Origin of the sequence: Nonomuraea sp. WAC 01424 (genome assembly GCF_003947315.1) — a bacterium.
Taxonomy (GTDB): Bacteria; Actinomycetota; Actinomycetes; order Streptosporangiales; family Streptosporangiaceae; genus Nonomuraea; species Nonomuraea spiralis.
Genome location: NZ_QHHZ01000001.1, coordinates 658,550 through 681,745, shown reverse-complemented (window position 1 = coordinate 681,745; position 23,196 = coordinate 658,550). Strand labels below are relative to the sequence as shown.

Below are 23,196 nucleotides of genomic sequence, written 5' to 3'. Positions count from 1 at the left end.
CCTGGGCGAACCGCCTGGGGCCCGTTTCGCCCCCCATCAGCCGAAATTTCGTATGTAAGTTGCATCAGCCGTTTAGTGTCGGGAAGATGCAGATTCTGCGACAGTCGGCGGATGGGGGAGCAATGCGGCGAGTCGCCTCTGGCCTGATGGTGCTGGCCGTCGCGGCTGCCCTGACCGCGTGCTCGGCGGTCGCCGACGACCGCGCCGTCTCCGAGCGGCCGCCACCCGCGCAGGACGGCCCCACCGGCTCCCCGCAGCCCGCACCCCCCTCCGGCAAGGCCCAGAACCTCGTCTTCTACGCCGACGGCAAGCAGACCCAGGCCCTGGACGCGGTCAAACGCGCCGGCGGCACGGTCGTCGAGGAGAACGGCAAGCTCGGCTACGTACTGACCGAGGGCGGCGGCGACGGCTTCGCCGAGAGCGTCGGCGCCGACCCCGCCATCGTGGGCGTCTCACCCGACCGCCGCATCGGCTCCACCTCCTCCTACACCACCCGCCCCACGGGCCGCGCCACCGGACGCTTCCCCGACGCCGGGTCGCTCGGCGGCAAGGGCGCCGCCCAGGAGCCGCTGGCCCACCTGCAGTGGGACATGAAGATGATCGGCGCCGACCGGGCCCACGCCAAGGCCCCCGGCAACAAGAAGGTGCTGGTCGGCGTCATCGACACCGGCATCGACGGCAAGCACCCCGACATCGCCCCCAACTTCAACCGCGAGCTGAGCCGCAACTTCGTCATCGACAAGCCCAAGGACGAACGCGGCGAGACCCTCGACGGCCCCTGCGAGACCCCCTCCTGCAAGGACCCCGTGGACGAGGACGACGACGGCCACGGCACCCACGTCGCCAGCACCATCGCCTCCCCGATCAACGGCATCGGCATCGCCGGCGTCGCCCCCGACGTGCAACTCGTGAGCATCAGGGCCGGCCAGGACTCCGGCTTCTTCTTCCTCAAGCCCAGCCTGGACGCCCTCACCTACGCCGGCGACATCGGCGTGGACGTCGTCAACATGAGCTACTACGTCGACCCCTGGCTGTTCAACTGCGCCGCCAACAAGGCCGACACCAGGAAGGAGCAGCTCGAACAGCAGGCGATCATCGTCGGCATGCAGCGTGCCCTCGACTACGCCCGCGGCAAGGGCGTCACGCTCATCTCCGCCCTCGGCAACGGCTCGACCGACCTCGGACGTCCCAGTGTCGACAAGCAGAGCCCCGGCTACCCGCGCGGCGACGAGAAGACCCGCAAGATCGACAACTCCTGCGTCAACGTGCCCGCCGAGTCCAAGGGCGTGATCTCGGTCTCCGCCGTGGGGCCGTCCGGCCGCAAGGCCATCTACAGCGACTACGGGATCGAGCAGACCGACCTGGCCGCGCCCGGCGGCGACGTGCTGGACGGCAAGGGCGCCGAGGCCGTCCGGTCGATCCTGGCCGCCGCCCCCGAGCACGTGCTCAAGGCGGGCGGCCGGCTCGACGCCTCCGGCAAGCCCAAGGGCGCCGACGTCGTACGCGACTGCCACGAGGGCTCGTGCTCCTACTACCAGTACCTCGACGGCACCTCCATGGCCGCCCCGCACGCGACCGGCGTCGCGGCGATCCTGATCAGCCGCTTCGGCAAGCCCGGCCCCGGCGGCCTGGCGATGGACCCCGCCACCGTCGAGGACCTGCTCTACAGGACCGCCACCCCGACGCCCTGCCCGACGCCCCGCGCCTACGTCTACAAGATGTACGGCGAGAGCGAGACCCACCAGTGTGAGGGTGGCCAGGACGACAACGGCTTCTTCGGGCACGGCATCGTGAACGCCTGGAAGGCGGCCACCATCGAGCCATGATGTACCGCCTGCTCGCCGACGCGGCGATGGTGGCGCACTTCGCCTTCCTCGCCTATCTGGCCGTGGGCGGGTTCCTGGCCTGGCGCTGGCGGCGTACGATCTACGTCCACCTCGCGGTCGTCGGCTGGGCCGTGCTCTCGCTCGTCACCGGCGTGGAATGCCCGCTGACCGTGGTCGAGGACTGGGCGCGGCGCAAGGCCGGGCAGCCGGGCCTGCCGCCGAGCGGCTTCGTCGACCACTACATCCAAGGCGTGATCTACCCTGAACAGTACGCGAACTTGGTACGGCTGGGACTCGCCGTTCTCGTGTTGTTCTCCTACGTCGGGTACGTTCTCCGTCGTCAGTGACTGCCAAGTGGTCTGTACCAATTAAGGTAGGACTCGTGACTCGTCGCGCGAAAATCGTCTGCACCCTAGGCCCAGCCACTTCGTCCAAAGAACGCCTCCACGAGCTGATCTCCGCGGGCATGGACGTGGCACGGTTCAACCTCAGTCATGGCGACCATGACATGCACAGAGAGGTCTACGACCGGGTCAGGGAGGTGGCGGCCGACCTCGGCCGCGGCGTAGGCGTGCTCGCCGACCTTCAAGGCCCCAAGATCCGCGTCGGCACCTTCGAGGAAGGGCCGGTGCGCCTCGGCTTCGGCGACGTCTTCACCATCACCACCGAAGACGTTCCCGGAGACCGCGAGCAGGTCTCGACCACCTACAAGGGCCTGCCCGGCGACGTGCGTCCCGGTGACACGATCCTGGTCGACGACGGCCGCCTCGTCCTGGAGGCCACCCGCGTCGACGGCGACCGTGTCATCACCCGCGTCGTCATCGGCGGCATGATCTCCAACAACAAGGGCCTCAACCTGCCGGGCATCAACGTCAGCGCCCCCGCCCTCACCGACAAGGACGAGGCCGACCTGCGCTGGGCGCTCCGCACCGGCTTCGACATGATCGCGCTCTCCTTCGTCCGCCGTCCCTCCGACGCCGACGTGGTGCGCAACATCATGGAGCAGGAGGCCGTACGCCTGCCGCTGCTCGCCAAGATCGAGAAGCCGCAGGCCGTCGAGCGCCTGCCCGAGATCGTCGAGGCGTTCGACGGCATCATGGTCGCCCGCGGCGACCTCCGCGTCGAGCTGCCGCTGGAGCAGGTGCCGATCGTGCAGCGGCGCATCATCGAGCTGTGCCGGGAGAAGGCCCGCCCGGTCATCGTGGCCACCCAGATGCTCGACTCCATGATGAGCGCCCCGCGCCCCACCCGCGCCGAGGCCTCCGACGTCGCCTACGCCGTCATGGACGGCGCCGACGCGGTCATGTTGTCGGGCGAGACGTCGGTCGGCAGCTACCCGATCGAGTCCGTCTCGACGATGGACCGCATCGCCTGCGCCGCCGAGAAGTCGTCCCTGCACGCCACCCACACCCTGGAGCGCATGCCGGAGACCACCGGCGGCGCCATCGCCAGGGCGGCGGCCGAGGTCGGGGCGATCGTGGGCGCCAAGGCGCTGATCGCGTTCACCATGTCGGGGGAGACGGCCCGCCGTCTGGCCCGCTACCGCTCGCCGATCCCGCTGCTGGCCTTCACCTCGGCCCCGCACGTGCGCGGGCAGCTCTCGCTGACGTGGGGCGTGGAGACGTTCCACGTGCCGTTCGTGCACCACACCGACGACATGGTGCGGCAGGTGGAGGCGTCGCTGCTGTCGCTCGGACGGCTGGAGAAGGGCGACAAGGTGGTCATCGTGGCCGGTTCGCCTCCCGGCACGCCGGGCAGCACCAACGCCCTGCGCGTCCACACCATCGGCTCGGCCGTCTCCCACGCCAACTGACTCTCGCGCCCCCTCCGAGGCGAGCTCGCGTGCCCGCGCGAGCTCCCGCGGAGGGGGCTCGCGGTTTCAGTGGGCGTGCAGGGCGGCGTTCAGGGTGATGCCCGAGCCGGTGCGGGGGAGGGCCTCCACGGCGCCCGTCCGGGAGTTGCGGCGCAGCAGTACGCCGTTCGAGCCCGACAGCTCCGCGGCCTTGACCACCTTCCCGTCGGGCAGCGTCACCTGGGTGCCCGCGGTCACGTAGAGGCCCGCCTCCACCACGCAGTCGTCGCCCAGCGAGATGCCGATGCCGGCGTTCGCGCCCAGCAGGCAGCGCTCGCCGATCGAGATGACCTGCTTGCCGCCGCCCGACAGCGTCCCCATGATCGAGGCGCCGCCGCCCACGTCGGACCCGTCGCCGACCACCACGCCCGCCGAGATGCGCCCCTCGACCATCGAGGTGCCCACCGTGCCCGCGTTGAAGTTCACGAAGCCCTCGTGCATGACCACCGTGCCCGACGCCAGGTGGGCGCCCAGCCGCACCCGGTCGGCGTCGGCGATGCGCACGCCCTCCGGCAGCACGTAGTCGACCATGCGCGGGAACTTGTCCACCCCGTAGACCGTCACCGCGCCCTTGGCCCGCAGCCGCAGCCGCGTCCGCTCGAAGCCCGGCACCGGGCACGGCCCGAAGTTGGTCCACACCACGTTGGCCAGCAGGCCGAACTGGCCGTCCAGGTTGACGCCGTGGGGGCGTACCAGGCGGTGGGAGAGCAGGTGGAGCCGCAGGTAGACGTCGTGCGCGTCCACGGGGGGCTCTGAGAGCTTGGCGACGCCCGTACGCACCGCCACCACCTCCACGCCCCGCGCCGCGTCGCGGCCGGTCAGCGCGGCCAGCTCGCCGGCCTCCTCGGCGGAGAGCCGCTCGGTGCCCGTGGCAGGCGGCTCGCCCAGCTCGGGCGCCGGGAACCAGGTGTCGAGAACGGTGCCGTCGTCGGCGATGGTCGCGAGGCCGACGCCGAACGCGCCGGTCGAGGTGGGATCGAAAGCAGTCACACAGCCAAAAATACCGGTCGTCCGATCAGCCCAGGGATCCCAGGTCGGCCGACAGCCACCGCTCGGGCCGCATCCGGAACGTCACCAGGACGTGCAGGTCCGAGCCCTGCACGTAGCCCGACACCGCCTCGGGCGGCAGGTAGCGGGAGGCGATCCGGGTCAGCTCCTCGATCGTCGTGGGATCGGAGCGCACCACCGGGCCCTCGACCGACACGTACCGGTAGGTCGGGCTGGCCCGCTGGACCAGCATCGAGAACCGGCCCGCCTTCGCCACCAGCCTGGCCTTGTGCGACTCGCTGTCGGTCAGGAACCTGATCTCGCCGCCGGGGCTGTAGTCGTACCAGACGGGCACGGCGAGCGGCGCGCGCCCCGCGCCCGAGTCCACGGCCAGGCTCGCGATGTGCGGCTCGGTCAGGAACGCCTCCCGCTCGGTCACGCTCAAGGACATCCCGCGCCACCCCCGTCTCGGCCGTCATAACTCGTCACACAGGACTATTCCCGGCGATCCGCCTGCGAAATCCCGCCGCCCGAGCGCGTCTGAGGGCCCGCCGCCGAAAAACAGTCGCACCCCGCCGGAGGGGCCGCCATCATCGTCAGGTTGGCCACCCCCGGGCCGTACGGGCCACAGGTGGGTTCTTCGACGATGACGGGACAGTGCCTTGGTAGACATCATCGAGCTCAACCGGCGGTCGGTACGCGCCACCGCCGACCTGGTCGCCACGATCAAGCCCGCCGACCTCGACCTGCCGACCCCCTGTACGGGATGGGCCGTCCGCGACCTGCTGGAACACCAGATCGTGCAGAACCACGGGTTCGCCCTGGCCGCCTCGGGCGCGCGTACGGACTTGCCGAGCTGGCGGCCGAGCCCGCTGGGCGAGGACCCGGTGGCCGAGTACGCCGCCTCGGCGCAGGCCGTCGTCGCCGCCTTCGCCGCGGACGGCGTGCTCGACCGGTCGTTCTTCCTGCCCGAGATCCGCGACGGCGGCCCGTTCCCGGCGGCGATGGCGATCGGCTTCCACTTCATCGACTGCGTCGTGCACGACTGGGACCTCGCCAAGGCGCTGGGAGTGCCGCCGAACGTCGAGGACGACCTCGCCGAGGCCGCACTCCCGCTGGCCGCGCAGGTGCCCGACACGCCCGTCTCGCGCGGCGCCGGGAAGGCGTTCCTGGCCGGGGTCGAGCCGGGCGAGGACGCCACGGCCCTCGACCGCGTGGTCGCCATGCTGGGCCGCAGCCCCTCGTGGACGCCCTGACCCCGGTCAACATTTCGGGCCCGGGTGTCGACCCGGCAGTCATGGGCGGGGAAAAGCGAACCGCCCGGCCTGTGGAGGGGCCGGGCGGTAAGGCCGGTGCCCCGGGTGGGATTCGAACCCACACTGTATGGATTTTGAGGCCATCGACTCTGCCGTTGGTCTACCGGGGCGGCTCCGCCGGTCGGCGATCTCGTGGCGTGATGCCCGAGGCCGCACCGGCGTGGATCTAATCTACCGGACGTCTGTACTCTTCTGCTCGTGAGTACGCAGCGGCGAGTAGTGATCGCGGAAGACGAGGCCCTGATCCGCCTGGACCTCAAGGAGATGCTCCAGGAGGACGGTTACGTCGTCGTGGGCGAGGCCGGTGACGGGGAGCAGGCGATCCAGCTCGCCGCCGAGCTGCGGCCCGACCTCGTCATCCTCGACGTGAAGATGCCCGTGCTCGACGGCATCTCGGCGGCCGAGCGCATCGTGGCCGACCGGGTCGCGCCGTGTCTCATCCTCACCGCCTTCTCCCAGCGTGACCTGGTGGAACGGGCCCGTGACGCGGGGGCGATGGCCTACCTGGTCAAGCCGTTCACCAAGGCCGATCTGGTGCCGGCGATCGAGATGGCGGTCAGCAGGCACGAGGAGATGGTGGCGCTGAGCGCAGAGGTCTCCAGCCTCTCGGAGCGCCTGGAGACCCGGAAGCTGGTCGAGCGGGCCAAGGGCCAGTTGATGGCGCAGCACGGCTGGACGGAGCCGCAGGCGTTCCGGTGGATCCAGAAGGCGTCGATGGACCGGCGGCTGAGCATGCGGGAGGTTGCTCAGATCGTTATAGACGACGCGGCCGAGCGGGCGTGAATAGGGCGTATATCAGGTGATTTAGCCCCGCGGGTTGTGGCGCGGTCACGACTGGGCATCCAACCGGCTTCGGCTTCTTTCGGCGCAGGCGTCCCGGCGCATGCTGATGGGCGGACGGAAGGTCCGCTCATCTCGAACGGAGACGCTTTCGATGATCCGCATTTCCCGCGCGCTGGCCGTCGCCACAGCGGCGAGCCTGGCACTGGCGGCATGTTCGACCGGGGGCACGACCGCCGGAACGGGCGCCACAGGCTCCACATCCGCGAAACCCTCCTCGGCCGCCGCGGCCAAGGGGGACGGCACGCTCACGATCGGCACCGTGCTGCCGCAGACGGGCAACCTGGCCTATCTGGGGCCACCCGAGTTCGCCGGGGTCGATCTGGCGCTCAAGGAGATCAACGAGGCCGGTGGCGTGCTCGGCAAGCCGGTGGCGAAGATCGACACCGACTCGGGCGACACCACGACCAACATCGCCTCGCAGTCGGTGGACAAGCTGCTCAGCCAGAAGGCCGACGCGATCATCGGCGCGGCGTCCTCGTCGGTGTCGGAGTCGATCATCGACAAGGTCACCCGGGCGGGCGTGGTGCAGTTCTCGCCGGCGAACACCTCCGACAAGTTCACCACGATCAACGACCAGGGGCTGTACTTCCGTACCGCGCCGCCGGACAAGCTGCAGGGGCGGGTCCTGGGTGACCTGGTGGTCGCCGACGGCAACGACACGCTCGGCATCCTGGCCATGCAGGACTCCTACGGCTCCGGCCTGGCCGACCAGGTGACCAAGACCGCCGAGGCGGCCGGGGCCACGGTGGCCGAACGGGTCGACTACGACCCCAAGGCCGCCGACTTCTCGGCCGACGTCGCCAAGATCAAGGCCAAGAACCCGAAGGCGATCGTGCTGATCGGCTTCGAGGAGACGGCGAAGGTCGTGCAGGAGCTGGTCAAGCAGGGCCTGACGGCCGACAAGTACAAGTGGTACATGGTGGACGGCAACATGTCGAACTCCAACTACCTCAAGATGCCCAAGGGCACGCTGGCGGGCGTCAAGGGCACGATCCCGGGGGCGGCGGCGCCCGAGGCGTTCCAGAAGCGGTTGCTGGCGATCGATCCGAAGCTGACGAACTACACCTACGCCGCCGAGTCGTACGACGCGGCGACGCTGATCGCGCTGGCCGCCGAGGCGGGCAAGGACGACGCGGGCACCGCGCTCGGCCCCAAGCTGATCGAGGTCAGCAAGGGCGGCGAGAAGTGCCAGGACTTCAAGTCGTGCGCCGACCTGCTCAAAGCGGGCAAGGACATCGACTACGACGGCGTGAGCGGCCCGGTGGACTTCGACGACGCGGGTGACCCGACGGTGGCCACGATCGGCGTCTACCAGTACGGCAAGGACAACAAGTACGACGCGGCCAAGGCGATCGAATATCGCAAGGGCAACATCGCCGGCTAGACCAACCCGCCATAGAACCACCCCAGTCCGGAAATTTCGGGCTGGAGTGGTTCATATGGAGTCATGACCGTAACGCTGATGAAACATGCAATTACAGAGAGTGATTGCGACATTACAAATTAGCATAAAAGTACCCGAATCCCCCACATCTCCCCGCCAAAGAGGCATGCTGAGCTCGGAAAACGCAGCGAGGGAGATCGTTCCCCCGCTGGGAATAAGGGGAGTCTCTTTTATGATCCGCATTGCTCCAGCAGGGCGCTTCCTGGCCGTCGCGGCAGCCGCGAGTCTGGCCCTGACGGCCTGTGGCGGCGGTGGCGACACGGCCGCGCAGCAGACCACGTCCGCGGCGCCGTCCTCATCGGCCCCGGCCGCCCAGACGGACGCGGCCAAGGGCGACGGCACGCTGACGATCGGCACCGTCCTGCCGCAGACCGGTTCGCTGGCCTTCCTCGGCCCGCCCGAGTTCGCCGGCGTCGACCAGGCCGTCAAGGAGATCAACGACGCGGGCGGCGTGCTCGGCAAGCCGGTCACCAAGATCCACACGGACTCCGGTGACACCACCACCAACGTGGCCTCGCAGTCGGTGGACAAGCTGATCGCGCAGAAGACCGACGCCATCATCGGCGCCGCCTCCTCGTCGGTGTCGGAGTCGATCATCGACAAGGTCACCGGTGCCGGCGTGGTGCAGTTCTCGCCCGCCAACACCTCCGACAAGTTCACCACCCTCAGCGACCAGGGGCTGTACTTCCGTACCGCGCCGCCGGACAAGCTCCAGGGCCGCGTGCTCGGCGACCTGATCGCCGCCGACGGCAACGACACCATCGGCATCCTGGCCATGCAGGACTCCTACGGCTCCGGCCTGGCCGACCAGGTGACCAAGACCGCCGAGGCGGCCGGCGCCAGCGTCGTGGAGCGTGTGGACTACGACCCGAAGGCGGCCGAGTTCTCCGCGGACGTCGCCAAGATCAAGGCCAAGAACCCGAAGGCGGTCGTGCTGATCGGCTTCGAGGAGGGCGCTAAGGTCATCCAGGAGCTCGTCAAGCAGGGCCTGACCAGCGACAAGGTCAAGTGGTACATGGTGGACGGCAACATGTCGAACACCAACTACCTCAAGATGCCCAAGAGCACGCTCAAGGGCGTCAAGGGCACCATCCCCGGCGCCGAGGCCCCGGAGGACTTCAGGAAGAAGCTCCTGGAGATCGACCCGAAGCTCGAGGACTTCACCTACGCCGCGGAGTCGTACGACGCCACGATCCTCATCGCCCTGGCGGCCGAGGCGGCCAAGGACGACAGCGGCAAGTCCATCGCCGCCAAGCTGCCCGAGGTCAGCAAGGGCGGCGAGAAGTGCAAGACCTTCAAGGAGTGCGCCGACCTGCTGAAGGCCGGCAAGGACATCGACTACGACGGCATCAGCGGTCCGATCGAGTTCAACGACGCCGGTGACCCCGCCGTGGCCACCATCGGCGTCTACCAGTACGGCGAGGACAACAAGTACGCCTCCAAGGCGCTGGAGTACCGTACCGGCAACATCGAGGGCTGACCCTCACCCGCCGCCCAGGCCGCACACGCGCAACGAGTACTGGATCAGCCGATCCTGCAGCGGCTTGGGCGGCACCACGATCACCACCCGCTCGGGCCCCCCGTCCACGGTGGCCCGCACCGGGAACAGGAACGCCTTCTTGGCCTCGGCGAAGGCGTGCGGGTCGCAGCGGCCGGGGGTGAGCGTGACCGGCACCTCCAGCCGCTGCTGCCCGGCCTCCAGCTCGTCGACGGGCCGCTTGGGGGCGTCCGGCGTGATGATGTAGTGCGTGGTGCCGTCGAGCTCGGTCAGCGTCACCTTGCCGACGCCGCGCCGCGTGACCACCAGCTTGCCCCGCATCGCCTTGCCCACCTGCTTCCAGTCGGGGCCGAACTCGATGCCGGCGGCCTCCTTGACGAGGAACTCCGAGCATTCGTCCCGCAGCAGCCGGGTCAGCAGAGGGCTCGGGTGCGGCACCTTGAACACCACCCGGCGCGGCTGCTCCGACCCGGCCCGGATGTTGGCCACGACGGTGGCCGGCTGGAGTTGCGGCAGGCCCGTGGGCAGGCAGTTCGCCGGACCGTAGGTGATGCGCAGATCGGTGCGCTCGGTCCGCTTGATCGTCGCGTCGGCCTTTTGCGGCGGCAACGTTTTGAACGACGGCGTCACGAGCTGGACGTCGGCGAAATACACGGGTATGCCGGCGGTATTACGGACGGCCACCTCCAGCGCGTGCACGGGCTCGTCCGAACGCCATTGCTCCAGCGTGACCGATACGCCGGCGGGAGGATCCGAGGAAGGCGGCGGGGCCGGCGGGGAAGCGGTGCACCCGGCAAGAAGGACCGCCGTGACTAGGACAGGCGAAATTCGCTTCACCCGACGCACATTAAGCCTGCTAGCGCAGGTCCGTAAGTTGAGGACTGATTACGACTCCGCATCCAAGTGCCGACAGTTCATCACGCCATCTGGTTGGAGTCCGCAACGATTTTGTACGTTTCCGTCATTCGATCGGGAGCGCTCGGCGGTGCTGACGATCCCGGCCTGGAAATGAAGGAGACACTTCATGATCCGCATTGCTCCAGCAGGGCGCTTCCTGGCCGTCGCGGCAGCCGCGAGTCTGGCCCTGACTGCCTGCGGCGGTGGCGGCAGCAACACCGCCACGCAGAGTTCGCAACCGGCCGCCCCGTCCTCGTCTGCCCCCGCGGCCAAGGGCGACGGTACTCTCACGATCGGCACGCTGCTGCCCCAGACCGGTTCGCTGGCCTTCCTCGGCCCGCCCGAGTTCGCCGGCGTCGACCTGGCCATCAAGGAGATCAACGAGGCCGGCGGCGTCCTGGGCAAGCCCGTCACCAAGTACGACACCGACTCCGGCGACACCACCACGAACATCGCCTCGCAGTCGGTGGACAAGCTCCTGGCCCAGAAGGCCGACGCCATCATCGGCGCCGCGTCCTCCTCGGTGTCGGAGTCGGTGATCGACAAGATCACGGGCGCGGGCGTCATCCACTTCTCGCCGGCCAACACCTCCGACAAGTTCACCACCATCGAGGACAAGGGCCTGTACTTCCGCACCTCGCCGCCGGACAAGCTGCAGGGCCGCGTGCTCGGCGACCTGGTGGTGTCCGACGGCAACGACACCGTCGGCATCCTGGCCATGCAGGACTCCTACGGCACCGGCCTGGCCGACCAGGTGCAGAAGACGGTCACCGACGGCGGCGGCGAGGTCGTCGAGCGGGTCGACTACGACCCCAAGGCGGCCGACTTCTCCGCCGACGTGGCCAAGATCAAGGCCAAGAACCCCAAGGGCATCGTGCTGATCGGCTTCGAGGAGACCGCCAAGGTCATCCAGGAGCTGGTCAAGCAGGGTCTGCCGGCCGACAAGCACAAGTGGTACATGGTCGACGGCAACACCTCCAACACGAACTACGTCAAGATGCCCAAGGGCACCCTCGACGGCGTGAAGGGCACGATCCCGGGCGCGGCGGCCCCGGAGGAGTTCCAGAAGCAGCTCCTCGCCGTCAACCCCAAGCTGGAGGACTACAGCTACGCCCCCGAGTCCTACGACGCGATGAACCTGCTCGCGCTGGCCGCCGAGGCCGCCAAGAGCGACGCGGGCGTCGACATCGCCGCCAAGCTGGCCGAGGTCAGCAAGGGCGGGGAGAAGTGCAAGGACTTCAAGACCTGCGTCGACCTGCTGAAGGCCGGCAAGGACATCGACTACGACGGCGTGAGCGGCCCGGTCGAGTTCAACGACGCCGGCGACCCCGCCGTCGCCACCATCGGCATCTACCAGTACGGCAAGGACAACAAGTACGCCACCAAGGCGCTGGAGTACCGCACCGGTAACATCTCCGGCTGATCAGCGTTCCCGCGAAGGGCCCGGTCCGCGAGGATCGGGCCCTTTCGTCATGCGCACCCGGCCACGATCTGGTCGGCGGCCGTCCGGTACTGCTTGAGCAGCGCGACCTGGCGCTCGTGCGGCACGTCGTTCCTGGACAGGCCCGCGGTGGCCTCCTTGACGCGCTGTACGGCCGCGTGCAGCGAGGCCGGCAGCCGGTCGCCGAACTGGAGCGTGATGCCGCGCAGCTCGGCCAGCCGGCCGATGACGGCGTCCTCGAAGTACTGCTGCTCCTCCTGGCCCTTGGGCTTGAGCATCAGGCCGGCGTACCCGATGGCCGAGACCACGCGCGCGCACGGGCTGTCGGTGGGGTCGCCGCCGGTGCTGTACTTCTGGGCCGAGGAGGCGTCCTCCTGGCAGCCGACGAGCAGAACGGGCAGGATGAGCGCCACTGTCACCAATCGCTTCACAACGCTCATTAAAAAACGGAGAAGGGGCCCGGGGGGAGCCCCTTCTCCGTTCGATCCGGTTACGCCTTGGCCAGCGTGCCCAGGTACAGCTCGATGACCTTCGGGTCGTTGGCGAGCTGCCTGCCGGTGCCGGTGTAGGCGTTGCGGCCCTGGTCGAGCACGTAGCCGCGGTGGCAGATCTGCAGGCAGCGGCGGGCGTTCTGCTCCACCATGATCACCGTCACGCCCGCCTTGTTGATCTGCTGGGCCTGGATGAAGACCAGGTCCTGGAGCTTGGGCGACAGGCCGGCCGACGGCTCGTCGAGCAGCAGCACCGACGGCTCGGTCATGAGCGCCCTGGCCATGGCCACCATCTGCCGCTCACCGCCGGACAGGGAGCCCGCGCGCTGCTTGCGCCGCTCCTTGAGCGCCGGGAACAGCTCGGCCACGAACTCGAAGCGCTCCTTGAACTTGCCGGGCACCTGGAAGGCGCCCATCTCCAGGTTCTCCTCGATGGTGAGGCTGGGGAAGACGTTGTTGGTCTGCGGCACGTAGCCGACGCCGCGGGAGACCAGCGCGTGCGCCTTCATGTTCGTGATGTTCTCACCCTTGAGCAGCACCGTGCCGCTGCGGATGTTGACCAGCCCGAACATGGCCTTCAGCAGCGTCGACTTGCCGGCGCCGTTGGGGCCGATGATGCCGATCAGCTCGCCCTCTTTGACGTAGAGGTCGGAGCCGTTGAGGATGTTGACGCCCGGCAGGTAGCCGGCGATCAGCTCGTCGCACCGCAGCACGGCGTCCGCTGCGCCCTCCAGGTGCGCGCTGCGGTCGGTGACCGCCGCCTTCGACTCCGGAGCCTCCGCAGCGGCCACGGCGGCCGCCTCGGCGCTCTCAGAGGCGGTCTCGGGGGCGGTCTCGGGGACGTCGCTCACTTCTGCGTCTCCTCTTCGATTTCGGCCTCCAGCGCCGCCTCCGCCTCCTGCAGCTGGGCCTCCAGCTCGGTGTCCGACAGCGGGGCGTCGTGGTGCGCGCCGAGGTAGGCGTCGATCACGCGCTCGTCCGACATGATCGTCTCGGGCGGGCCCTCGGCGATGACGGCCCCCTGAGCCATGACGATCACCCAGTCGCTGATGTCGCGGACCATGTCCATGTCGTGCTCGACGAACAGCACCGTCATGCCCTGCTCGCGCAGGTCCTTGACGTGGCCGAGCAGCGACTGGGTCAGGGCCGGGTTCACGCCCGCCATGGGCTCGTCCAGCATGACCAGCTCAGGCTGGACCATGAGCGCGCGGGCCATCTCCAGCAGCTTGCGCTGGCCGCCGGACAGCGACCCGGCGAAGTCCTCCCGCTTGGCGGCCAGCTTGAAGCGTTCGAGCAGCTCCTCGGCGCGGGCGGTGATCTCGTCCTCCTGGCCGCGCCACATGCTCGGGAACAGCGCCCGCCAGAAGGTCTCGCCCTTCTGCTGCTGGGCGCCGAGGCGCATGTTCTCCATCACGGTCAGGCGGGACAGCGCCTTGGTGAGCTGGAAGGTGCGCACCATGCCCGCGCGGGCGACCTTGTGGGCCGGCACCCCGTTCATGTTGCGCCCGTTGAACGTCCACGAACCCGCGTCGGCCGTGTCGAAGCCGGTGAGCTGGTTGAAGAAGGTCGTCTTGCCGGCGCCGTTGGGGCCGATCAGCGCGGTGATGGAACCCCGCTGGATCTCGACGTGGCCGACCTCGACCGCGGTCAGGCCGCCGAAGCGGCGTACGACGTTGTCGACGGTGAGGATCGGGTCCGGCTTGGGCACACCCGGCTCGCGGGCCAGGTCCTTGAAGACGGCCAGCGCCGCGGCCTTGCGGTCGGTGGCCGTGGTTTCAGCGTGCATCGATTGCTATCTCCCTCTTGTCACCGAAGATGCCCTGCGGCCGGAAGATGAGCAACAGGATGAGTCCGAGGCCGACCAGGATCCACCGGACGGCGCCCACCTGGTTCGTGTCCATGAACGTGATGATCCCGGCGCCGACGGCGTCCGTGAGGGTGTTGTAGATGAGGACGAGCAGCACCCAGAAGATCGACGCGCCGAGGACCGGGCCGAGGACGCGGGCCGCGCCGCCGAGGATGACCATCGTGTACGCGTAGAAGGTCGTCTCCGTGCCGAACACGTCGGGCTGGATGGAGGCGTAGGCCAGGCCGTAGATGAAGCCGCCCAGGCTGCCGACGACGCCGCCCAGGACCAGCGACTGCATCTTGTAGGAGAAGACGTTCTTGCCGAGGCTGCGCACGGCGTCCTCGTCCTCGCGGATGGCCTTCAGCACGCGGCCCCAGGGGCTTTTCATCAGCAGGTAGACCAGCACGCAGCACAGCGCGATGAGCACCCAGCCGACGGTCAGCACCCACAACACGCGGTGGTTGAAGAACAGCGGGACGGGGCCGAGGTTGAAGCCGTACTCGCCCGCGGAGTAGGGGTTGAGCGCGTAGAAGCCGTCGGAGAAGCCGCGGTGGCCGTCCGAGCCGGTGAAGACGTCCTTGAAGGCCACCGAGCGGAAGACGAGCCGGACGATCTCGGCGGCCGCGATGGTGACGATGGCCAGGTAGTCGGCGCGCAGTTGCAGCGTGGGGATGCCGAGCAGCAGAGCCAGGATCGCGGCGGCGACGACGCCGACCACGACGCCGACCCAGAAGGGCAGGCCGATGACGACGACCGTGACGGCCAGGCCGTAGCCCGCCACGCCCATGAACGCCGCCTGACCGAAGTTGAGCAGGCCGGTGTAGCCGAATTGGATGTTGATGCCGATGGCGGCGAGCGCGTACAGCACGGTCTCGACGCCGACGGCGGCCTTGAGCGTCGTGCTGATGATCGTGATCCAGTCCATTCTGATCCTCCCCCGATCAGCCGATTCGCTCGCGGCGGCCCAGGATGCCCTGGGGCCGGACGAGGAGCACGATGATGAGCACGGCCAGCGCGCCGACGCTCTTCAGCTCGGGCGGCACCCACAGCGTCGAGACCTGGATGAACAGGCCGACCACGAGTGACCCGACCAGGGCGCCGAACGCTGTGCCGAGGCCGCCGAGCGTGACGCCGGCGAAGATGAGCAGCAGGATGTCCTGGCCCATCGTGAACTTCAGGTTCTGCGAGAGGCCGAGCATGACGCCGGCCAGACCGGCGATGGCGGCGCCCAGGGTCCAGATGATCCGGATGACCCGGTCGACGTTGATGCCCGAGGAGGCCGCGAGCGCGGGGTTGTCGGCCACGGCGCGGGCCGCCTTGCCGGTACGGGTGCGCAGCAGCGCGATGCCGACGGCGATCAGCACCACCAGTTCGATGCCCATCGCCACGAAGTTCTTGGGAGCGGCGGAGATCGGCCCGATCTGAAAGCCCGGCTGGGCGGTGTACTGGGCGTAGGCCTCGTTCTGGCCGCCGAAGAAGATCAGCATGACGTAGCGGAGGACGAGCGCGAAGCCGATGGAGATGATCATCATGGCGATGTTGCCGGTGCCGCGCCTGCGGAGCTGGCCCCAGAACAGGCGGTCCTGCCCGTAGCCGAACAGGCCCGCGAGCAGCACGGCGAGCACCGTCGCCGGGATGAGATGGATCCCGAATCCCACGTTGAACATGTATGCGAAGATCGCGCCGAGCGTGACCAGCTCACCATGGGCGAAGTTGGTCAGGCCGGTCGTGCCGTAGATGAGCGACAGGCCGAGCGCGGCCAGGGCGATGATCAGGCCGAGGTTGAACCCCTCGAACGTGAGCTGCGCCGCCTGGTCCCAGAACCCGCTCTGCTCGCTCTCCTCGCCGCCCGCGGGCTGCCCGGCCACACCCTTGGCCTGCAACGCGAACAGGACGGTGGAGCAGTTGCCCTCGAAGACCGTCGGCGTGCGGACGTTGTTGCCCCCGCGCACCTCGGCGTTCTTCGGAAGGCTGCCGACATCCAGGGTCACCTTGAACTTGCCCTTGTCGGTCGGGACGTCCCACGTGCCTTGTGCGTTTGTTGTGACCTCCTTGACGGGTTGTCCGCCCTCGGTGGTCACGGCGATTTTTACGCCGTTCACTGGCTGGCCTTGGAGTTTGAGCGTCCCCTTCAAACCCTGGCATCCGGCCGGCCCCGCCTGGGCGGGGGCGGCGAGCAGGAAGATGAGTCCACCCAGGAAGGCCGTGAACGCGATCACGGCTCTGCGCAATGGTGCTCCCTCAAATAGGTCAAGGCGGGGTTGTACCCCTCCATCTCGACACGCGCGCATCGCAGGCACAACTGGGATGCAATGGCGGGAGCTTATTCCGCAGACGCCCGTTTCAGTATGGTTCGTCACCAATTAGTGACATGCGTGTGGCACACATGTGAGGAAACAACGCGGCAGGTCAGGGGCTAAATGAGGGAAGACGCCTGGCCGGGCGGAGAACGAAACGGTAACGAAGAGAAGAAAACGTGGACGAGCCCGCGGAGCGGCCTTTGGGGCCATGTAGGGCTTCCCCGGCCGTACACGTTATCTACCGGGCCTCCCCGCGGGCTCTGTTCGGACAACCGTAGCGATCGATGGGGCCGATGCGCAAAGGTTCGATCAAAGTGACCTCAGGGGCGCCGGTCACGCAGCATGCACGTCAGTCTGGAGGTGCACACCCGCCGTCCCTCCTCGTCGGTGACCTCGATCTCGTACGTCGCCAGGGTGCGCCCGCCGTGCAACCGCGTCGCGACGCCGGTCACGTACCCGGAGGTCGCCGAACGGTGATGGCTGGCGTTGATCTCGATGCCCACGGCGATGCGGTCGGGGCCGGCGTGGATCGCCGCGGCCACCGAGCCCAGCGTCTCGGCCAGCACCACCGACGCGCCGCCGTGCAGCAGGCCGTAGGGCTGGGTGTTGCCCTCGACCGGCATCCTGCCGACGACGCGCTCGGCGCCGGCCTCGACGAACTCGATGCCCATACGGTCGGGCAGCGTGCCCTTGTGCACCGCGCCGTACGCCGAGAAGTCGAAGGGGTCGGTCTGCGTCAAGGGGATCTCTCCACTCTTCCGAGCTCGGGTTTTCTGTCGTTGACGCAGACTAGGCTGCGTACGTGCCGAAGAGTGAAGTGACCCCCAGCCGCCCGTGCCTGTTGCTGCTTGACGGGCATTCCCTGGCCTACCGCGCCTTCTACGCGCTCAAAGACGCCAACCTCATGACCACCGACGGTCAGCACACCGAGGCGGTCTACGGGTTCACCTCGATGCTGACGAACATCCTGCGCGACGAGCAGCCGACCCATGTGGCGGTGGCCTTCGACAGGTCGGAGCCGACGTTCCGCCACGAGGAATACTCCGACTACAAGGCCAACAGGAGCGAGACCCCGGAAGACTTCCGCGGTCAGATGCAGCTCATCTACGAGCTTCTCGACACGCTGCGCATCCCCCACCTGTCCAAGGCGGGCTTCGAGGCCGACGACCTGATCGCCACCCTCGCCACCCGCGCGGCCGATCAGGGGATGAACGTCCTGATCGTCACCGGTGACCGCGACGCGCTGCAACTCGTCAACGAGCACGTCACCGTCCTGATGACGCGCCGCGGCATCAGCGACATGACCAGGTTCACGCCCGAGGCGGTCGAGGAGAAGTACGGCCTGACCCCCGTCCAATACCCCGACTTCGCCGCGCTGCGCGGCGACCCCAGCGACAACCTGCTGTCCATCCCCAGCGTCGGCGAGAAGACCGCGGCCAAGTGGGTGCGCGAGTTCGGCTCGCTGACCGCGCTGGTCGACCGCGTCGACGAGGTCAAGGGCAAGGTCGGCGAGAAGCTGCGCGAGCACGTCGCCCAGGTGCTGATGAACCGCCGCCTGACCGAGCTGCTGCGCGACGTGCCGCTCGACGTCGAGCTCGGCGACCTCACGCAGGGCGGGTGGGAGCGCGAGGAGATCAACAAGCTGTTCGACACCCTGCAGATCCGCGGCGAGCTGCGCGAGCGTGTCTTCAAGGTGCTCGGCACCGGCGAGGCCGAGCCCGAGCAGGGCTTCGAGGTCGAGACCGTGATCCTCGGCCCCGACCGCGTGGCCGGCTGGTTGTCGGCGCTGCCGCAGGGCCGCGCCGGGCTGGCCTTCAAGGGCTCCTACGGCAGCGGCACGGGCCGCATCGACGCCATCGCCGTCGCCTCGCCCGACGGCACCGCCGCCCACATCGACCCCGTCAAGCTCACCGAGGGCGACGAGGCGGCGCTGCGGGCCTGGCTGGGCGACGCGAGCAGGCCCAAAGCCGTCCACGACGCCAAGGGCCCGATCCTGGCCCTGTGGGCCCAGGGCATGGAGCTGCGCGGGCTGAGCTGCGACACCGCGCTGGCCGCCTACCTCGCCATGCCGGGCCAGCGCACGTTCGCGCTGGAAGACCTGGCCAGGCGCTACCTCCACCGCGACCTGCGGGCCGAGGAGGAGTCCGGCGGCCAGGCCGCGCTGTTCGGCGACGACGAGGACGCCCCGGCCAAGGACCTCGCGCTGCGCGCCCACGCGGTGCGCGAGCTGGCCGACTCCCTGGAGGGTTTCCTGGCCGGTCGCGGCGGCACCCAGCTCCTGGCCGACGTCGAGCTGCCGCTGCTGTCGGTGCTGGCCGAGATGGAGCGGGCCGGCATCGCCGTCGACAGCGAATACTTCGCGGGCCTGGAGGCCGAGTTCGGCGCGGCGGTCAAGCACGCCGTCGAGGAGGCCCACCGCTCGGTCGGCGAGCAGTTCAACCTGGGCTCGCCCAAGCAGCTCCAGGAGATCCTGTTCACCCGGCTCAACCTGCCCAAGACGAAGAAGATCAAGACCGGCTACAGCACCGACGCCGACCAGCTCGCCTGGCTCGCCACCCAGACCGAGCACGAGCTGCCGACGATCATGCTGCGCCACCGTGACCAGCAGAAGCTGCGCACCACGGTCGAGGGTCTGATCAAGGAGGTCGCCGACGACGGGCGCATCCACACCACGTTCAACCAGATCATCGCCGCGACCGGCCGCCTGTCCTCGGAGAAGCCCAACCTCCAGAACATCCCGATCCGCACCGCCGAGGGCCGCCGCATCCGGCAGGGCTTCGTGGTGGGCGAGGGCTACGAGCGGCTGCTGACGGCCGACTACAGCCAGATCGAGCTGCGCATCATGGCCCACCTGTCGGGCGACGAGTCGCTGATCGCCGCCTTCGAGTCGGGCCACGACTTCCACCAGGCCACCGCGGCCCGGGTGTTCGACCTGCCGCCCGAGCAGATCGACTCCGAGCTGCGGGCCCGGATCAAGGCGATGAACTACGGCCTGGCCTACGGCCTGTCCGACTTCGGCCTGTCCGGGCAGCTCAACATCCCGGTCGCCGAGGCGCGGGCGCTGAAGGAGGAGTACTTCACCGAGTTCGGCGGCGTACGCGACTTCCTCCAGGCCATCGTGGCCCAGGCGCGCACCGACGGCTACACCGAGACCATCATGGGCCGCCGCCGCTACCTGCCCGACCTGACCAGCGACAACCGCCAGCGCCGGGAGATGGCCGAGCGCATGGCGCTCAACGCCCCCATCCAGGGCTCGGCGGCCGACATCATCAAGGTCGCCATGCTCCACGTCCGCCAGGCCATCGCCGAGGAGGGGCTCGCCTCCCGGATGTTGCTCCAGGTCCATGACGAGCTGGTGTTCGAGGTCGCGCCGGGCGAGCTGGAGACGCTGCGGCAGCTCGTCAGCGACCAGATGAACGCCGCCTACAGCCTGCGCGTGCCGCTGGAGGTCTCGGTGGGCGTCGGGCGTACGTGGCAGGACGCCGGCCACTGATGATGTTTATCCGGATACGGCGGGGCAGTCCGACATTTCGTGAACGGCGAGGCCCCGCCGTCTCCTGGGCTTCTCGTCTACGCTGAAGACACTTTTAGCCGAGTAGCCGGGAGTTTCGTGCGGGTACCAGCCTCTTACACGCGGATCATCGCCATCGCGAACGTGGCGGTCGTGACCGTGGCCATCGCCGGGCTGAGCCTCTTACCTGACGGTGAGACCCCCGCTACCCCCAAGGCGTCGGCCAGGGTCGGCCTGAGCGCCCCCGTCACGCCCCCGCAGGCGCGGCCCTCGGACGCCTCCCAGCCTCCCGGCGTGGTCGCCACCCCCGAGTTCGCCCGCCAGGTCCGCGCCAACGAGGCGGGCCTCGTGCCGGTCATCATGTACCACCGGATCCTGCGCAAGCGCGTGGCCTCGATCGACCGTACGCCCGCCCAGCTCAGGAAAGAGCTGGAGAAGCTGGCCAAGCAGGGCTACGTGCCCATCACGGCCAGAGAGTTCGTCACCGGCGACATCAAGGTGCCGGCCGGGCGTTTCCCCGTGGTGCTGACGTTCGACGACGGGCATCCGAGTCATCTCGCGCTCGACGCCTCCGGCAACCCCAAGCCCGACACCGCCGTGGGCGTGCTCCTCGACGTGGCCGCCCGATATCCCTCCTTCCGGCCGACCGCGACGTTCTGGGTCACGCGCGAGCCGTTCGGGCTGCGTGACCGGGAGCGGCAGACGGCGGCCGTGCGGTGGCTGGTCGACCACGGCTTCGAGGTCGCCAACCACACCTGGTCGCACCCCGACCTGCGCAGGCTCGGCAAGAAGAAGGTCCGCGAGCAGATCGTCCGGCTGGAACGCCTGCTCAAGAAGGTGGGCGCGCCGCCCGACAAGACCCTGGCCCTGCCGTACGGGTCGCTGCCGCGGCCCAAGAAGCTGGCCCGTACCGGCTCGTGGGACGGCACCCGTTATGATTTCGCGGGCGTGTTCCTCGCCGGAGCCGAGCCGTCTCTTTCGCCCTACGCGAAAAAGTTCGACCCTGGAGCGATCCAGCGGATCCAGAGCAACGGCAAGCGGGGCGAATGCCGCAAGTGGTGCTCGCAGTACTGGCTGGAGTGGCTGAACAAGCACCCTGGTGAGCGCTACGTCTCCGACGGGGATCCCGGGCGGATCTCCATCCCGGGGAAACTAAGGGGTAATATCAACCCCAAGCGGGAGTCCCAGATCATCGCATACTGATGTGTCCCCGGATTGACCCCGTGGCCAAGGTCTCATATGCTGATCGCTGCGCTGTGGGCTCGCGCGCGCCTCAGACGGAGCGGGCTCGCGCTCGGTCACGTCGATGTCGTAATTCCTCGGCTTGATGCGGAAGAGGGCCTGCCGCGCATCCGCCACATCGACATCCTGTCCGCGTTCGGAGCAATTCCACACATGACGTCCAGCACTGAGGCCACCTCGAGCACCCCGCAGGTAGCGGTCAACGACATCGGGTCCGAGGAAGCCTTCCTCGCAGCGATCGACGAGACCATCAAATACTTCAACGACGGCGACATCGTCGAGGGCACCGTCGTCAAGGTCGATCGAGACGAGGTCCTTCTCGATATCGGCTACAAGACCGAGGGTGTCATCCCCTCGCGCGAGCTTTCGATCAAGCACGATGTCGACCCTGCTGACGTCGTGGAAGTCGGCGAGCACGTCGAGGCCCTGGTTCTCCAGAAGGAGGACAAAGAGGGCCGCTTGATCCTGTCCAAGAAGCGTGCGCAGTACGAGCGCGCCTGGGGCACGATCGAGAAGATCAAGGACGAGGACGGCATCGTCACCGGTACCGTCATCGAGGTCGTCAAGGGTGGTCTCATCCTCGACATCGGCCTGCGCGGCTTCCTCCCCGCCTCCCTGGTCGAGATGCGACGCGTCCGCGATCTGCAGCCGTACGTCGGCCGCGAGCTCGAGGCGAAGATCATCGAACTCGACAAGAACCGCAACAACGTGGTTCTCTCCCGCCGCGCCTGGCTGGAGCAGACGCAGTCCGAGGTGCGCCAGACGTTCCTCAACACCCTGCAGAAGGGCCAGGTCCGCAAGGGCGTCGTGTCCTCGATCGTCAACTTCGGCGCCTTCGTCGATCTCGGCGGGGTCGACGGTCTGGTCCACGTGTCCGAGCTGTCCTGGAAGCACATCGACCACCCGTCCGAGGTCGTCGAGGTGGGCCAGGAAGTCACGGTCGAGGTCCTCGACGTCGACATGGAGCGCGAGCGCGTCTCCCTGTCGCTCAAGGCCACGCAGGAAGACCCGTGGCAGCAGTTCGCCCGTACCCACCAGATCGGTCAGGTCGTGCCGGGTCGCGTCACCAAGCTGGTGCCGTTCGGTGCGTTCGTCCGGGTCGAGGAGGGCATCGAGGGCCTGGTCCACATCTCCGAGCTGGCCGAGCGCCACGTGGAGATCCCGGAGCAGGTCGTCCAGGTCGGCGACGAGATCTTCGTGAAGATCATCGACATCGACCTCGACCGTCGTCGCATCAGCCTCTCGCTGAAGCAGGCCAACGAGGGCGTGGGGACCGAGGTCGAGTTCGACCCGACCCTCTACGGCATGGCGGCCACGTACGACGACCAGGGCAACTACATCTACCCCGAGGGCTTCGACTCGGAGACCGGTGAGTGGCTCGAGGGCTTCGACAAGCAGCGTGAGGAGTGGGAGCGGCAGTACGCCGAGGCCCAGACGCGCTTCGAGGCTCACCGCAAGCAGATCGAGGAGGCCCGCAAGGCCGAGGCGGAGGCCGGCGAGGCCGCTCCCTCGTCCTACAGCGGCGAGACCGCTCCTCCGTCGGGCAGCTCGTCGTCGGCTCCGGCCAGCGGCGCGCTCGCCTCTGACGAGGCGCTCGCTGCCCTCCGCGAGAAGCTCGCGGGTGGCCAGAGCTAAGGCTCAGCCTTGAATCAGCCCCGCACGGGTCTCCCGTGCGGGGCTTTTTCACGTCATTCGCCAG

The 23,196-nt window shown here is 68.5% G+C and carries 20 protein-coding genes and 1 tRNA gene; 11 read left to right on the top strand and 10 right to left on the bottom strand.

Features of this window, described 5'->3' with window-relative positions; genetic code table 11:
- Positions 1–122: 122 nt before the first annotated feature.
- Genes DMB42_RS03240 through pyk form a run of 3 tightly spaced genes read left to right on the top strand, consistent with a single transcriptional unit; the run spans position 123 to position 3,639 of the window.
- Entirely contained in the window at positions 123–1,826 is a 1,704-nt protein-coding gene (locus DMB42_RS03240) for a S8 family serine peptidase (RefSeq protein WP_260477450.1), read from the top strand.
- Positions 1,823–2,173 (top strand): DUF2784 domain-containing protein, encoded by a 351-nt coding sequence (locus DMB42_RS03235; protein WP_125630363.1) that lies wholly within the window; start codon positions 1,823–1,825, stop codon positions 2,171–2,173. Before DMB42_RS03240 ends, DMB42_RS03235 begins: the two co-directional genes overlap by 4 nt.
- A gap of 35 nt (positions 2,174–2,208) precedes the next feature.
- Complete coding sequence (pyk, locus tag DMB42_RS03230) at positions 2,209–3,639, top strand: pyruvate kinase (RefSeq protein ID WP_125630361.1); 1,431 nt, start codon at positions 2,209–2,211, stop codon at positions 3,637–3,639.
- Between the two features lie 66 nt (positions 3,640–3,705).
- Here the strand turns inward: pyk and dapD are convergent, their stop codons facing one another.
- On the bottom strand, positions 3,706–4,668 hold the full coding sequence (dapD, locus tag DMB42_RS03225; protein WP_125630359.1) for a 2,3,4,5-tetrahydropyridine-2,6-dicarboxylate N-succinyltransferase: 963 nt from the start codon (positions 4,666–4,668) through the stop codon (positions 3,706–3,708).
- Positions 4,669–4,693: 25 nt separating this feature from the next.
- Positions 4,694–5,116 (bottom strand): pyridoxamine 5'-phosphate oxidase family protein, encoded by a 423-nt coding sequence (locus DMB42_RS03220; RefSeq protein ID WP_125630357.1) that lies wholly within the window; start codon positions 5,114–5,116, stop codon positions 4,694–4,696.
- A 211-nt stretch (positions 5,117–5,327) separates the two neighbouring features.
- Between DMB42_RS03220 and DMB42_RS03215 the strand changes: the two genes are divergently transcribed.
- A complete protein-coding gene (locus DMB42_RS03215) occupies positions 5,328–5,921 on the top strand; it encodes a TIGR03086 family metal-binding protein (protein WP_125630355.1) in 594 nt (197 codons plus the stop codon).
- Positions 5,922–6,018: 97 nt separating this feature from the next.
- Here DMB42_RS03215 and DMB42_RS03210 read toward each other — a convergent pair.
- Positions 6,019–6,091 (bottom strand) — tRNA-Leu (locus DMB42_RS03210).
- Positions 6,092–6,179: 88 nt separating this feature from the next.
- Between DMB42_RS03210 and DMB42_RS03205 the strand changes: the two genes are divergently transcribed.
- The 3 genes from DMB42_RS03205 (at position 6,180) to DMB42_RS03195 (ending at position 9,748) form a co-directional block, all read left to right on the top strand.
- Positions 6,180–6,764: an ANTAR domain-containing response regulator gene (locus DMB42_RS03205; protein ID WP_260477449.1), complete on the top strand. Its 585-nt coding sequence runs from the start codon at positions 6,180–6,182 to the stop codon at positions 6,762–6,764.
- A gap of 151 nt (positions 6,765–6,915) precedes the next feature.
- Entirely contained in the window at positions 6,916–8,208 is a 1,293-nt protein-coding gene (locus DMB42_RS03200) for an ABC transporter substrate-binding protein (protein WP_125630353.1), read from the top strand.
- Between the two features lie 232 nt (positions 8,209–8,440).
- Positions 8,441–9,748, top strand: a complete 1,308-nt coding sequence (locus tag DMB42_RS03195) for an ABC transporter substrate-binding protein (protein ID WP_125630352.1) — start codon at positions 8,441–8,443, stop codon at positions 9,746–9,748.
- 3 nt (positions 9,749–9,751) lie between these two features.
- Here the strand turns inward: DMB42_RS03195 and DMB42_RS03190 are convergent, their stop codons facing one another.
- Positions 9,752–10,465 (bottom strand): hypothetical protein, encoded by a 714-nt coding sequence (locus tag DMB42_RS03190; protein ID WP_125630350.1) that lies wholly within the window; start codon positions 10,463–10,465, stop codon positions 9,752–9,754.
- 325 nt (positions 10,466–10,790) lie between these two features.
- Here DMB42_RS03190 and DMB42_RS03185 point away from each other — a divergent pair, with 325 nt between their 5' ends.
- On the top strand, positions 10,791–12,086 hold the full coding sequence (locus tag DMB42_RS03185; protein ID WP_125630348.1) for an ABC transporter substrate-binding protein: 1,296 nt from the start codon (positions 10,791–10,793) through the stop codon (positions 12,084–12,086).
- 47 nt (positions 12,087–12,133) lie between these two features.
- Here DMB42_RS03185 and DMB42_RS03180 read toward each other — a convergent pair whose 3' ends face one another.
- From DMB42_RS03180 to DMB42_RS03155, 6 genes are all read right to left on the bottom strand, one after another.
- Positions 12,134–12,535: a hypothetical protein gene (locus DMB42_RS03180; RefSeq protein ID WP_125630346.1), complete on the bottom strand. Its 402-nt coding sequence runs from the start codon at positions 12,533–12,535 to the stop codon at positions 12,134–12,136.
- A gap of 59 nt (positions 12,536–12,594) precedes the next feature.
- A complete protein-coding gene (locus DMB42_RS03175) occupies positions 12,595–13,446 on the bottom strand; it encodes an ABC transporter ATP-binding protein (protein ID WP_396980835.1) in 852 nt (283 codons plus the stop codon).
- A complete protein-coding gene (locus DMB42_RS03170) occupies positions 13,443–14,381 on the bottom strand; it encodes an ABC transporter ATP-binding protein (protein WP_125630344.1) in 939 nt (312 codons plus the stop codon). The genes DMB42_RS03175 and DMB42_RS03170 overlap by 4 nt, the downstream gene beginning before the upstream one ends.
- Positions 14,371–15,369, bottom strand: a complete 999-nt coding sequence (locus DMB42_RS03165; RefSeq protein WP_125630342.1) for a branched-chain amino acid ABC transporter permease — start codon at positions 15,367–15,369, stop codon at positions 14,371–14,373. Before DMB42_RS03165 ends, DMB42_RS03170 begins: the two co-directional genes overlap by 11 nt.
- A gap of 16 nt (positions 15,370–15,385) precedes the next feature.
- Complete coding sequence (locus tag DMB42_RS03160; protein WP_260477448.1) at positions 15,386–16,675, bottom strand: branched-chain amino acid ABC transporter permease; 1,290 nt, start codon at positions 16,673–16,675, stop codon at positions 15,386–15,388.
- Positions 16,676–17,064: 389 nt separating this feature from the next.
- Complete coding sequence (locus DMB42_RS03155; protein ID WP_125631184.1) at positions 17,065–17,415, bottom strand: PaaI family thioesterase; 351 nt, start codon at positions 17,413–17,415, stop codon at positions 17,065–17,067.
- 131 nt (positions 17,416–17,546) lie between these two features.
- Here DMB42_RS03155 and polA point away from each other — a divergent pair, with 131 nt between their 5' ends.
- From polA to rpsA, 3 genes are all read left to right on the top strand, one after another.
- Entirely contained in the window at positions 17,547–20,237 is a 2,691-nt protein-coding gene (gene polA, locus DMB42_RS03150) for a DNA polymerase I (RefSeq protein WP_125630340.1), read from the top strand.
- A 117-nt stretch (positions 20,238–20,354) separates the two neighbouring features.
- The gene (locus tag DMB42_RS03145; RefSeq protein WP_125630338.1) at positions 20,355–21,458 is read left to right on the top strand and encodes a polysaccharide deacetylase family protein; all 1,104 of its coding nucleotides are present in this window, start codon (positions 20,355–20,357) and stop codon (positions 21,456–21,458) included.
- Between the two features lie 192 nt (positions 21,459–21,650).
- Positions 21,651–23,132: a 30S ribosomal protein S1 gene (rpsA, locus tag DMB42_RS03140; protein ID WP_125631182.1), complete on the top strand. Its 1,482-nt coding sequence runs from the start codon at positions 21,651–21,653 to the stop codon at positions 23,130–23,132.
- The last annotated feature ends 64 nt before the right edge of the window (positions 23,133–23,196 follow it).

Coding starts and splice junctions, on each gene's coding strand:
- DMB42_RS03165 (WP_125630342.1), bottom strand. CDS start 15,369: ATGGACTGGATCACGATCATCAGCACGACGCTCAAGGCCGCCGTCGGC.
- DMB42_RS03185 (WP_125630348.1), top strand. CDS start 10,791: ATGATCCGCATTGCTCCAGCAGGGCGCTTCCTGGCCGTCGCGGCAGCC.
- rpsA (WP_125631182.1), top strand. CDS start 21,651: ATGACGTCCAGCACTGAGGCCACCTCGAGCACCCCGCAGGTAGCGGTC.
- DMB42_RS03200 (WP_125630353.1), top strand. CDS start 6,916: ATGATCCGCATTTCCCGCGCGCTGGCCGTCGCCACAGCGGCGAGCCTG.
- DMB42_RS03235 (WP_125630363.1), top strand. CDS start 1,823: ATGATGTACCGCCTGCTCGCCGACGCGGCGATGGTGGCGCACTTCGCC.
- DMB42_RS03170 (WP_125630344.1), bottom strand. CDS start 14,381: ATGCACGCTGAAACCACGGCCACCGACCGCAAGGCCGCGGCGCTGGCC.
- DMB42_RS03195 (WP_125630352.1), top strand. CDS start 8,441: ATGATCCGCATTGCTCCAGCAGGGCGCTTCCTGGCCGTCGCGGCAGCC.
- DMB42_RS03240 (WP_260477450.1), top strand. CDS start 123: ATGCGGCGAGTCGCCTCTGGCCTGATGGTGCTGGCCGTCGCGGCTGCC.
- DMB42_RS03155 (WP_125631184.1), bottom strand. CDS start 17,415: ATGGGCATCGAGTTCGTCGAGGCCGGCGCCGAGCGCGTCGTCGGCAGG.
- DMB42_RS03220 (WP_125630357.1), bottom strand. CDS start 5,116: ATGTCCTTGAGCGTGACCGAGCGGGAGGCGTTCCTGACCGAGCCGCAC.